Origin of the sequence: Thetidibacter halocola (assembly GCF_018224955.1) — a bacterium.
Classification (GTDB): Bacteria; Pseudomonadota; Alphaproteobacteria; order Rhodobacterales; family Rhodobacteraceae; genus Thetidibacter; species Thetidibacter halocola.
The window spans coordinates 232,876-244,729 of the sequence record NZ_JAGTUU010000007.1 but is presented as its reverse complement, the minus strand read 5'-3'; the positions used below and the strand labels follow the sequence as shown (position 1 = coordinate 244,729).

The 11,854-nt window shown below is 66.8% G+C and carries 11 protein-coding genes; 5 read left to right on the top strand and 6 right to left on the bottom strand.

The genetic code is table 11. The features are described from left to right. Positions 1-179: 179 nt before the first annotated feature. From KB874_RS17730 to dgcN, 3 genes are all read right to left on the bottom strand, one after another. Positions 180-1,043, bottom strand: a complete 864-nt coding sequence (locus KB874_RS17730; RefSeq protein WP_212537895.1) for a D-amino-acid transaminase — start codon at positions 1,041-1,043, stop codon at positions 180-182. A gap of 13 nt (positions 1,044-1,056) precedes the next feature. After that, positions 1,057-2,022, bottom strand: coding sequence for an N-acetyl-D-Glu racemase DgcA (gene dgcA, locus KB874_RS17725; RefSeq protein WP_212537894.1), 966 nt, complete (start codon positions 2,020-2,022; stop codon positions 1,057-1,059). Positions 2,023-2,165: 143 nt separating this feature from the next. After that, a complete protein-coding gene (gene dgcN / locus KB874_RS17720) occupies positions 2,166-3,164 on the bottom strand; it encodes an N-acetyltransferase DgcN (RefSeq protein WP_212537893.1) in 999 nt (332 codons plus the stop codon). Positions 3,165-3,404: 240 nt separating this feature from the next. On the opposite strand from dgcN, the gene KB874_RS17715 reads away from it, so the two are divergent. From KB874_RS17715 to KB874_RS17695, 5 genes are all read left to right on the top strand, one after another. Further along, complete coding sequence (locus KB874_RS17715) at positions 3,405-4,364, top strand: L-malyl-CoA/beta-methylmalyl-CoA lyase (RefSeq protein ID WP_212537892.1); 960 nt, start codon at positions 3,405-3,407, stop codon at positions 4,362-4,364. Between the two features lie 91 nt (positions 4,365-4,455). Further along, a complete protein-coding gene (locus KB874_RS17710) occupies positions 4,456-5,841 on the top strand; it encodes a class I SAM-dependent methyltransferase (RefSeq protein ID WP_212537891.1) in 1,386 nt (461 codons plus the stop codon). Positions 5,842-5,856: 15 nt separating this feature from the next. Further along, positions 5,857-6,453 (top strand): LysE family translocator, encoded by a 597-nt coding sequence (locus tag KB874_RS17705; RefSeq protein ID WP_212537890.1) that lies wholly within the window; start codon positions 5,857-5,859, stop codon positions 6,451-6,453. A gap of 104 nt (positions 6,454-6,557) precedes the next feature. Beyond that, on the top strand, positions 6,558-6,965 hold the full coding sequence (locus tag KB874_RS17700; protein ID WP_212537889.1) for a Spy/CpxP family protein refolding chaperone: 408 nt from the start codon (positions 6,558-6,560) through the stop codon (positions 6,963-6,965). A gap of 108 nt (positions 6,966-7,073) precedes the next feature. After that, positions 7,074-8,036 carry an acetyl-CoA carboxylase carboxyltransferase subunit alpha gene (locus tag KB874_RS17695; protein WP_212537888.1) on the top strand — a complete coding sequence of 321 codons (963 nt, stop codon included), beginning with the start codon at positions 7,074-7,076 and terminating at the stop codon, positions 8,034-8,036. 10 nt (positions 8,037-8,046) lie between these two features. On the opposite strand, the gene KB874_RS17690 is transcribed toward KB874_RS17695, so the two are convergent. The 3 genes from KB874_RS17690 to KB874_RS17680 form a co-directional block, all read right to left on the bottom strand. Continuing rightward, complete coding sequence (locus KB874_RS17690; RefSeq protein ID WP_212537887.1) at positions 8,047-9,732, bottom strand: KpsE/RkpR family capsule polysaccharide export protein; 1,686 nt, start codon at positions 9,730-9,732, stop codon at positions 8,047-8,049. After that, entirely contained in the window at positions 9,710-10,369 is a 660-nt protein-coding gene (locus tag KB874_RS17685) for an ABC transporter ATP-binding protein (RefSeq protein WP_212537886.1), read from the bottom strand. The genes KB874_RS17690 and KB874_RS17685 overlap by 23 nt, the downstream gene beginning before the upstream one ends. Positions 10,370-10,520: 151 nt before the next feature. Next, complete coding sequence (locus KB874_RS17680) at positions 10,521-11,768, bottom strand: Na+/H+ antiporter NhaA (RefSeq protein WP_212537885.1); 1,248 nt, start codon at positions 11,766-11,768, stop codon at positions 10,521-10,523. Positions 11,769-11,854: the final 86 nt, after the last annotated feature.

The window sequence follows — 11,854 nt, the reverse complement described above, 5'->3', positions numbered from 1 at the left end:
CGAAATCGCCCGGCACAGACCGATGTGCGTGCCCCGACCCGCTTGCCGATCAATCCTTCAGCACAGGCGCGTCGGGCTCACATCACCGATGGCAGCCCATCGGACCAACAGGTCGACATGTGCCAGAACAACCCGACCTGCAAACATCAGTCGGGCAGCGCCCCGTTCCCCGCCAGGGCTCAGACCGCCGCCTTGCGGCTCTCGTCGAGATAGATCTCGCGCAGGCGGGCCGCCCGCGGCCCCGGCACGCCACCGCCCAGCGCCACGCCGTCGATCTCGACCACCGGCATCACAAAGGCCGAGGCCGAGGTGATGAAGGCCTCGTCCGCATCCTGCGCCTCGGCCACGGTAAAGTCCCGCTCCTCGACCTCCATCTGCGCCTCGGCGGCAAAGCGCAGCACGGCGGCGCGGGTGATCCCGTGCAGGATGTCGTGCGACAGCGCGCGGGTGACGATCTTGTTGCCCTTGATGAAATAGGCGTTGTTCGAGGTGCCCTCGGTCACAAACCCGTCCATCACCATCCAGGCATCGTCTGCCCCTGCCGCCTTTGCCATCATCTTGCCCATCGACGGATACAGCAGCTGCACCGTCTTGATGTCGCGCCGGCCCCAGCGCACGTCGGGAATGGAAACGATCTTCAGCCCCGTCTTCACCGCCGGGCTCTGGGCCAGTCCGGGCTTGTTCTGGGTGAACAGCACCACCGTGGGTTCGGTCGTCTCGGGATCGGGAAAGACGAAATCCCGGTCACCCGGCGATCCGCGGGTGATCTGGAGATAGACCAGACCCTCGTCGATCCCGTTCACGCGCACCAGCTCACGGTGGATTTCCAGCAGGTCGTCGAAACAGCCCGGTTTGCGGATGTCGAGTTCCGACAGCGACCGGTCCAGCCGGGCCATGTGACCGCCGAAATCGATCAGCTTGCCATCGAGGACGGAGGTCACCTCGTAGACGCCATCCGCCATCAGGAAGGCGCGGTCAAAGATCGAAACCTTGGCCTCGTGCTCGGGCAGATACTCTCCGTTGACATAGACGGTGCGGGTCATTCTGGCTTTCTCCTCATCCCCAGAGCGCGGCCTCGGGCGGATGCACCCCGGCGGCGTCATAGTGCAGCGCATGAGGCCGGTCTTCGGCCAGAAGCAGCGGCCCGTCAAGATCCGTGACGGCCGCACCCTGCGCCACCAGCACCGCCGGCGCCATCGCCAGGGACGAGCCGACCATGCAGCCCACCATCACGCCGAACCCCGCCGCAAGCGCCGCATCGCGCAGCGCCAGCGCCTCGGTCAGTCCGCCGGTCTTGTCCAGCTTGATGTTGACCATGTCATAGCGCCCCCGCAATTCCGGCAGCGAAGCCCGGTCATGACAGCTTTCATCGGCACACAGCGGCACCGGGCGCGCGATCCCGTCCAGCGCCGCGTCCTGCCCGGCGGGCAGGGGCTGCTCGACCAGCGCCACGCCCAGCCGCGCCAGGTGCGGCGCGAGATCGGCGTAGATCTCTGCGCTCCACCCCTCGTTGGCGTCGACGATGATCCGGGCCTCGGGCGCGCCCCGCCGCACCGCCTCCAGCCGGGGCATGTCATCAGGCGTGCCCAGCTTGATCTTCAACAGCGGGCGATGCGCATGACGCTGCGCCGCCGCCTCCATTCGGTCGGGTGTGTCCAGGGACAGGGTAAAGGCGGTGATCTCCGGCCCCGGCGCGGGCAGGCCGGCAAGGTCCCAGACCCTGCGCCCTGCCTGCTTCGCCTCCAGGTCCCACAGCGCGCAATCCACCGCGTTGCGCGCCGCACCGGGCCGCAATGCCTGCTGCAAGGCAAGGCGCGTCAGATCGCCGGCCAAGGTGGCAACCTGAGCCTCCACGCTGTCCAGCGTTTCGCCATAGCGTGCATAGGGCACGCATTCACCCCACCCCGTCACGCCGCCTTGCGTCACCCGGACGGTCAGCACCTGCGCCTCGGTCCGAGAGCCGCGGCTGATGGTGAATGTCTCGGCCAGCCGGAACGTTTCCCGCGTCACGGTGATGCTCATGTCTGCTCCCAACTTCATCTTGCAAGAAAAACTCCCGCCGGAGGCTCCCGCACCATCCATCCCCCGCAAGGCCGGGACAGGAGCCGCACGGGACGGCAGGCGAGGCGCCTCTTGCCGACAGGCAAGACAGCGCCGTCCCGCCGTCAGCCGGCCAGCGCCTCGGCCAGCCGGCCCGCGCCGTGTCGGAACGGGTCGACAGTGGGCAAGCCCATCCGCGCCTCGACCTCGGCGCAATAGCGCGCGGCCTCTGCCTCGCCCATGTGCTGCGTGTTGATCGACACGCCCACCACCCGGCACTCCGGGTTCACCACCTGCGCAAGGCGCAACGAAAGATCGCGCACGTCCTCGAGCGACGGAAGCGCATAACCCGGCAAACCGCGCATGTGCGTCCGCGTCGGCTCGTGGCACAGGATCAGCGCGTCCGGCTGGCCGCCATGGATCAGCGCCAGTGTCACCCCGGAGAAGCTTGGGTGAAACAGGCTCCCCTGCCCCTCGATCACGTCCCAGTGGTCCTCTTCATTGGGCGGCGTCAGCCATTCGATGGACCCGGCCATGAAATCGGCCACCACCGCGTCCAACGGCACGCCGTCGCCAGTGATCAGGATGCCGGTCTGCCCGGTGGCGCGGAACGTGCTCTTCATGCCGCGCGCGCGCAGCGACGCGTCCAGCGCCAGCGTCGTGTACATCTTGCCCACGGAGCAATCCGTGCCCACCGCCAGCACGCGCTTGCCCGCGCGCTTGACGCCATCGGCGATCGGGTAGCTGACCTCGGGCACGCGCACGTCATGCAGGCTGCGCCCCGTGGCCTGCGCCACGGCGACCAGGTCGGGCTCGTTTCGCAGCAGGTTGTGCAGGCCCGACGCCAGGTCAAAGCCCTCCTCGAGCGCCTGCACCAGGACCTTCTTCCACGCCTGGCTTATGACGCCGCCGCGGTTTGCGACACCGATCACCAGGGTCTTCGCGCCCGCCACCTTCGCCTCTTCCAGCGTCACGTCGGGCAGGTTCATGTCGGCGCGGCAGCTCTCCATCCGGTATTGGCCAACGCAGTTTTCCGGGCGCCAGTCGCGGATGCCCTGGGCTACCTTGGCAGCAAGCCCGTCCGGCGCATCCCCGAGGAAAAGCAGATACGGCGTCTCGATCATTCTTCACTCCTGTCTTTTGCCCGACCCTGCCAAGCCTGCGGCGGGATTGCATCGCAAAGCGCGACGAGATCGGGACGGAAACGCACGAATCCACCGTGGGTTCACGGCTTTGTCGAAAAATCGTGCACTGGCGCGTCGGGGCTTTCGCCGCAGTGCCGCAGGATTTCGCTTGCGCAGCATTTCGCAATTTAATAACCCTCACACCGCCAAACACGAAATTTCCTTACCCGGAGTCGCGTCATGTCCTTTCGCATCCAGCCCCAGCCGCCCGCCCGTCCCAACCGCTGCCAGCTGTTCGGGCCCGGCTCGCGCCCCGCGATCTTCGAAAAGATGGCCGCCTCGGCCGCCGACGTGATCAACCTCGATCTCGAGGATTCGGTCGCACCCTCGGACAAGGACAGCGCGCGCAGGAACGTCATCCAGGCCATCGGCGACATCGACTGGGGCAACAAGACTCTGTCGGTGCGGATCAACGGGTTGGACACGCCCTTCTGGTATCGTGACGTGGTCGACCTGCTGGAAAACGCCTCCGAGCGGCTGGACCAGATCATGATCCCCAAGGTCGGATGCGCCGCAGACATCTATGCCGTCGACGCGCTGGTGACAGCGGTCGAGCGCGCCAAGGGCCGGACAAAGCCCATCGCCTTCGAGGTCATCATCGAATCCGCCGCAGGCATCGCCCATGTCGAGGAAATTGCCGCCGCCTCGCCGCGCCTTCAGGCGATGAGCCTCGGCGCCGCCGATTTCGCCGCGTCGATGGGCATGCAGACCACCGGTATCGGCGGCACGCAGGCGAATTACTACATGCTACACGAGGGCGCGAAATACTGGTCGGATCCGTGGCACTGGGCGCAGACCGCCATCGTCGCCGCCTGCCGCACCCATGGCGTGCTGCCGGTCGACGGCCCGTTCGGCGATTTCAGCGACGACGAAGGGTTCCGCGCGCAGGCGCTGCGCTCGGCCACGCTGGGCATGGTCGGCAAATGGGCGATTCACCCGAAACAGGTGGCGCTCGCCAACGAGGTCTTCACCCCGTCCGAGGCCGCCGTGACCGAAGCGCGCGAGATCCTCGCCGCGATGGAGGCCGCCAAGGCCAAGGGCGAGGGCGCGACCGTCTACAAGGGCCGGCTGGTGGACATCGCCAGCATCAAGCAGGCCGAGGTCATCGTCCGCCAGGCCGAGATGATCGCGGCGGAATGACAAGGGCGGCGCGGCGGACCGGCCGTCGCGCTTTCTTGCGTTTCGCGACGCCGCCTTTCATGGTTCCTGCGGCAGGACGAGGAACGGCGTCATGAGCGACTGGTCGCAAGGCTACCCGACGGACACAAGTTACATCGACAACGCGCAGGCCGAGATCGCCCCGGCGCGCTGGAACCGGTCGCTGCTGCTGGTCAAGCGGCAGGGGCCCGCGACCAACCGGCCCTTCCGCTTTCTTGAACTGGGCTGCGGGTCGGCCACGACGCTGATCGCGCTGGCCGCCTGCTATCCCCAGGCCGAGTTCCTGGGCGTGGATTTCATGCCCGAGCACGTCGTTCGCGCGCGCCAATTGATCGATGAGGCCGAACTTTCCAACGTGCGGGTGGAAGAACGCGACTTTGCAGAGATGGCTGTCGATCCGCCGGCAGAGCGGTTCGATTTCGCGGCCGCGCACGGGGTCTGGACCTGGGTCGACCCGGCGGTGCAGGCGCAGATCGTCTCGGTCCTGAACCAATGGCTGGCCCCGGGCGCACTGGCCTATTTCGGCTACAACTCTGCTGCGGGCTGGTCGGCAGCAGCGCCCCTGCGGCGCATCTTCCGTGCCGCGCCCCGCGGCCCGGCCGAACAGCGCTTTGCCCCGGCGCGCCAGGCCGTCGAGCGCTGGTTCGACCTGCGCGGCACGGAATCGCCGGCGCTTCGCCGGCTGTGGAAGAAACTGTCCGAAGCCTCTGACGAGTTCCTTTCGCACGAGCTTGGCAGCACCAATGGCACCGGGATCTGGCCCGAGGATCTGGGGCAGACGCTATCCGGGGCGAAGATGTCCTATGCCTGTCCCGCCGTTCTGGTCGAGGGACTCGACGCGCTTTTCCTCGAGGATGACGAGGTGGCGTGGCTGCGCGAGGCAGTTGGCCAGGGCTGGGGCGAGACGGCGCGCGACCTTATGCATGCCCGCACCTTCCGCAACGACCTGTTCCATCGCGGCGCGCCGCTGCTTCAGGGCGGCGAGGGCATGAGCCGCCTTCTGACGACCCGCGTTGCGGCATGGTCGCCCGAGTTCGGCTTCGGCACGCACAACGTGCCCAAGGAACGCATGACGCGCCACCTCGATCCCTCTGTTCTTCGTTCGATACAGGGCGCCGCCGGGACGGAGGGTCGCCCGCTGGCGGAGGTGCTGAGTACGCTTGGGCTGGACGCCCAGGCGGGCCTGCAATCCGGCCTGATGGCGCTCGCAGCCAACGCGCTGATCGACCTGCGCCCGCAGGCCGAGGCCGAGGCGGCGGTCGATAGCTGCGCGCGCTTCAACCGTGTCGTGCGCAAGCGGATCGAGACCGACGGCGCGCTGATCCAGTGCCTCGCCTCGCCCGCCATCGGCGGCTGCGTGACCCTCGGGTCGGCCCGGCTGCAGGATCACCTGACCGACGAGACACCCGATGCCCAAGTCGCCGAACGGCTTGCCGTTCTGGGCATTCAACCGGACTGACAGGACACCACCCGCATGACCGCCGACCAGTTCATCGCCCTGCTTGGCTTTGCCTTTGCCACCGTCATCAGCCCCGGGCCGAACAACCTGATGCTGATGGCCTCGGGCGCGAATTTCGGCTTTCGCCGCACGATCCCGCACATGCTGGGCGTGGGCCTGGGCTTTCCCCTGATGATCCTGCCCGTGGGGGTGGGCGTGATGCAGGCGTTCGAGGCATGGCCGCCGCTGCGCACCATCCTGACTGTCGCTTCGGTCGCCTACCTGCTGTGGCTGGCCTGGCGGATTGCCCATGCCGGCGCGCCGAAAGAGGCAAGGGCCGGCGCGCGCCCTCTGACTTTTCCGCAGGTCGCCGCGTTCCAGTGGGTCAACCCCAAGGCCTGGTCCATGGCCCTGTCGGCGATTACGCTTTATGCGCCCGACCGCAGTTTCGGCGCGGTGCTTTGGGTCGCGGGCTCCTACGTCGCGATGGGTGTCATCTCAACCAGCACCTGGACGGTGCTCGGCCAGCAGATTCGCCGGTTCCTGACCAACCCGGTCCGGCTGCGCGTCTTCAACTGGAGCATGGCCGCCCTGCTGGTCGCCTCCATGCTGCCGGTGCTTCTGGCACGGTAATCTGAATCCCGGATATTGATTTCGATCAATTGTCACATTCCAATATTAGAATACCAACTCCACAGCGGGCCGACCGGCCCCGTCGTGAACAGGAGTGACCCGACATGAAACATTTCTTCCTCGCCAGCGCCTTTGCCCTTGCCGCAAGCACGGCCTTTGCCGCCATGCCCGGCGAACTGTCCGATCCGATCGTTGCCTTCACCCCGGTGATCGCCAAGAACGCCGATACGCTGGAGCTGACCGAGACGCAGCGCGCCGACCTCAAAGCCTGGCTCGAAACCATGCCAGCCCAGCGCGAGGCGTTGCAGAACGAGGCCGTCGCGGCCCGCGCGGCGCTGCGTGACGCCATCGTCGCCGGGGCCCCGGCAGCAGAGCGCCAGAGCCTGGCCGACGCGGTGGGCAAGCTGGAGACGCAGTTGGTGATGATGCGGTCGGACTGCACGGACCATTGGCGGGCCGTGCTGACAGAGGCGCAATTCGCGAAGATGCTGGAACTCGCCGCCGGTCAGTGACCGGGCCGGTCGCGCGCAGGCACGAAATCGCGGCGGGATGCGCAGCTTTGTTGCATCTCGCCCCTGACAGCGCCATATAGCGGGCGTCCTGCGAAAGAGGCGCATGCCATGACCCACTACCTCGACTTCGAGAAACCGCTGGCCGAGATCGAAGGCAAGGCCGAAGAGCTGCGCGCCATGGCGCGGGCCAACAAGGAAATGGACATCGAGAAGGAAGCCGCCGCGCTGGACCGCAAGGCGCGCGACATGCTGGCCGACCTCTACAAGAAGCTGACGCCCTGGCGGAAATGCCAGGTCGCCCGCCACCCCGAGCGTCCGCATTGCCGCGACTACATCGATGCGCTTTTCACCGAGTACATGCCGCTGGCCGGCGACCGGAACTTTGCCGACGATCACGCCGTGCTGGGCGGAGTGGCGCGGTTCGACGACAAGCCCGTGGTGGTCATCGGCCATGAAAAGGGTCACGACACGCAATCCCGCATCACCCACAATTTCGGCATGGCCCGCCCCGAGGGCTATCGCAAGGCGGTGCGCCTGATGGACATGGCCGACCGGTTCGGCCTGCCGGTGGTGACGCTGGTCGACACGCCCGGCGCCTATCCCGGCAAGGGCGCCGAGGAACGCGGCCAGTCCGAGGCGATCGCCCGCAGCACGGAGAAATGCCTCCAGATCGGCGTGCCGCTGGTCAGCGTGGTGATCGGCGAGGGCGGTTCGGGCGGCGCGGTGGCCTTTGCCACGGCGAACCGCGTGGCGATGCTGGAACACTCGGTCTATTCGGTCATCTCGCCCGAGGGCTGCGCTTCGATCCTGTGGAAGGACTCGGAAAAGATGCGCGAGGCCGCCGAGGCGCTGCGCCTGACCGCGCAGGACCTGCTGCAACTGGGCGTCTGCGACCGGGTCATCCCCGAGCCGATGGGCGGTGCACATCGCGACCGCAAGGCGACGATCGACGCGGTGGGCAAGGCGATAGGCGTCATGCTGAAGGACCTCTCCGCCATGGACGGCAAGGCGCTGGTCACGGCGCGACGCAAGAAGTTCCTTGCCATGGGATCCAAGGGCCTCGCAGCCTGAGCGGCACCCGTCAGCTGGACACCTGCTCGCGCAGGATCGACGCGGTCAGCGACACCATCAGGTAGAACCCGCCGAAGATCAGGAAGGCCAGGATCGTGTTCTCGAACTTGCGCGGATAGCTGGGGTCTTCGGAGGCCACCGGCTGAACCGAGGTCGTCAGGTAGCGCGCCTGGCTGTCGGCATCGCGCCGCGCCTGTTCCAGCCGTTCCAGCGCCGTCTGCAACATCAGGTCGCGCGTCGCCAGGTCGGCTTCGGCCAGCTTGATCTGCACAGCCTTCTCGGCCAGGGAGTTGCCGCCCGTGCTGGTGGCCGAGGTCATCTCGGCATTCAGGGCCGCCAGCAGCGCCTCGAGCCGCCGCACGTCGCCCTGCGCGCCGTCGACCCGGCTGCTGTTGGGGCGGGCGTTGTCGAGCAGCGCCTGCAGTTGCAACTGCTTTTCCTGCAACTGGATTTCATACTGGCTGATCTGCGCCCGAAGCGAGGCGATCCGCCCCTCGGGGTCGATCACCGCGCCTTCCTGTTGCAGGCGCACCAGCTTTTCCTGTGCGGTGCGGCGGCCCTGCTCTGCCTCGATCAACCCCTGTTCGGCATCGCTGACCGCGTTCGACCGCTTGCGCATCGACAGGTTGTCGACCCGTTCCTCGGCATAGCCGATCAAGGCGCGGCTGAACCCGGCCGCGGTTTCGGGATCGGCGGCCATGATCTCCATCTTGATGACGCCCTCGGTCGGGTCATAGCCAATCTCGATATTGCGCTTGTAAAGCGAATAGGCCTCTTCGTTGGACGGATCGTCGGGCAGGCGCTGGACCGGGTCGATCCAGGACTGGGTGAAATGCGCCTTGAACCCCTCGTCCTGGTCCAGCCGCAGCATGGCGTCCTTGGATGTCAGGTAGGATTGCACGGCGATGGCATCCTGGTTGGTGGCGAATTGCGTGCCGGAAAACAGCGAGCCCATCGCGCCGCCCGAGCTTTCCGCCTTGAGGATCAGGAATTCGGACTTGGTGGCATACATCGGCGTCGCAACGACGTAGAAGTAAAACCCCGCGATCAGCGTCGGCAACCCGACGAAGAAGGCCAGCCGCGTCATCAGCAGCGCCATCTTGCGGCGGCGGCGGCGGGCGAGATCCTGCTGGATCTGCTGGATCTCGATGGCGCGGCGTTCCGCCGGGCTGCGGCTGTCGGGCGTAGGCGCGGCGACGGCACGCTTTTCGACCGGGACGGTCTGCGGCAACTGCATCCGCGCCTCGGGCCCGGCGGCGGCGGTCAGCGCGCGCGACGGCTCTGGCGCGGTCTGTGGCGGCTGGGCGCCCGGCGGCACGACCAGTTCCAGCATGGTCGAACGCTGGAACGGGTCGATCCCGCGCGCGCGCAGCAGGCGCACGGCATCGAAATCCGAGGTCGGCGCCAGCCCCTGGCGCGCGGCGACACGGCGCGCGAGGCGCAGCTGTCGCCCGGTCAGACCCTCGCGGCGGATCGCGTCGAGATCGGTCTCGGCCGCGGTCTGCGCGGCGGGGGCGGCCCCGGCCGTCGTGGGGCTGGGCGTCGCCGCATCCCGTGCAGGGTTTGCCGCGCCCTTGGCGGCGGCAGGCGCGGCGGCGGCGGACCGTGTCGGCGCAGAGGCGCGCGTGCCCTCCTCGCCATCGGTCGAGGACGCGCGGCGGATGCGGAATTTCCTAGCCTTGGGTTTCGTAGTCATAAAGCTGCTTCGCCTCTTCCAAGGTATCGAACATGTGCAGCCGCCCGCCCATCAGGACAGCGGCCTTGCGCGCGAATTTTTCCAGGATCGCCGCCTGGTGAGAGACGATGATGATGGTCGTGGTGCGCAGACGCTCTGCCAGGACCTCGCCCGCCCGGCGGTTGAAGTCCACGTCGGTCGAGTTCGGCATCCCCTCGTCAATCAGGTAGACGTCGAAATCAAGCGCCAGCATCAGCGAAAAGCTGAACCGCGCCCGCATCCCCGAGGAATAGGTGCCCACCGGCTGGTCGAAATACTCGCCCAGCCCGCAAAGCCAGCGGCAGAACGACTCGACGTAATCGGGATCGAGCCCGTAGAGCCGGGCGATGTAGCGCGCGTTCTCGCGCGCCGAGATCTTCGACACCACGCCACCCATGTAGCCCAGCGGGAACGAGATGCGGCAATGGCGGCGGATCTCGCCCTCGTCGGGTTTTTCCAGCCCGGCCATCATCTTGATCAGCGTCGTCTTGCCGGTGCCATTGGGCGCGAGGATGCCCAGGCTTTCGCCCAGGTCGACACGGAAGGACACCCGGTCAAGGATCACCTTGCGCTGGGTGCCGGTCCAGAAGGACTTGCTGACCATGTCGAATTCAAGCATCGCGATGCCCGCTGCTGCCCCTGTCCCATGCCTTCGGGACGCTCCTGGACGTAGGCGCCAAATCTGACCTTATTATGACCCTGCGGGGAAACAAAAACAACGCGAGGGACCGTCAGGGACCCCACGCGCAACAATCCGTGAGCGTGCAAGCTCAGAGTGCCTGCTTCTGCACCCGGGTCAGCTTGCCCACCATGATCGAGACAATGGCAGCGGTGAAGCTGAACAGCGCGCCCATCTTGGCCGCGTCCTGCACAGGGCCGGTATCGAAGGCCACCGAGGCCACGAAGAGCGACACGGTAAAGCCGATCCCCGCGACGCAGCCGATCACCCCCAGATCGACAAGGCGCATCGCCTGCGGGATGCCCAGCCGCATAGGCACGGCGGCGACCCAGCCGAACAGGAAGATACCCACCGGCTTGCCGATCAGCAGGCCCGCCAGCACCAGCCAGGTCGCATCGCCCATAGACGAGAACTCGACCCCGGCATTCAGCAGGCCGAAAAAGAACAGGATCACCTCGACCGGATGCTTCAGCGCATGTTCCATCATGTTGAGCACGTCGCCGAGATACTGCTCGGCTGCGGAAAAGATACCGAAGGCGCGGTCGGCATGGGGAATGGCCGGGATGATCGGCAGAAGGCCCAGCGCCGGGTGCAGGCCCGAACGCATGAAGGCATACCACGACACGCAGCCCGCCAGAGCATAGGGCCAGAAGGACAGTGCCTTGCGCACCCAGGTCGAATTCGGCCGGTCCTGCTTGCCCCGGTCCATGGTGCGCGGCAGCCAGTTGAACAGCACGAACACCGCCACCGAGGCGCCCAGAGAAACCAGCAGCCAAGACGGCGCGAGATCGCCCGAGGGATAGAAGATGGCCAGGATGATGAGCCCCGCCGCATCGTCGGCGATGGCCAGCAGCAGCAGAAAGCGCACCGCCGGGTGGCCCGCGCCGAACACGATCCGCCCGACGAGATAGCTGAACGCGATGTCGGTCGCGGTGGGGATCGCCCAGCCGTTCGCCACTGCGCTGTAGGTGTCCGAACCCATCAGCAACGCAAGGCCCAGGTAGACGCTGATCGGCCCCAGCATCCCGCCCGCCGTGGCGATCAGCGGCGTCGCCGCCTTCTTGCCGCGCAGGCTGCCGTTGCCGAGGATCACCGCCTCCCAGACTTCCTTGGCGGCGATGGCAAAGAACAGCGCCATCAGCACGTCGTTCACCAGGTAATGCAGCGTCAGGGTGCGGTGGCCGTCGTGCAGGTGGCCGATGGGCGCATGGTCCCAGATCACGAACGCGATGAAATGGTGATAGCTGTCGGCATCCAGGTTGGCCCAGATCAGGGCGATCACCGCGCCGAAGATCAGCAGCAGCGAATAGTCGGTCAGAAAACTCCAGACACGATACATGCCGCCCCCCCTTGGCCGTTTCCTGTCGGCTTAAAGGATTGGCGGGGGCAGGGCAAAGGTTGGGACGCCGCTCACCCGGCCCCATG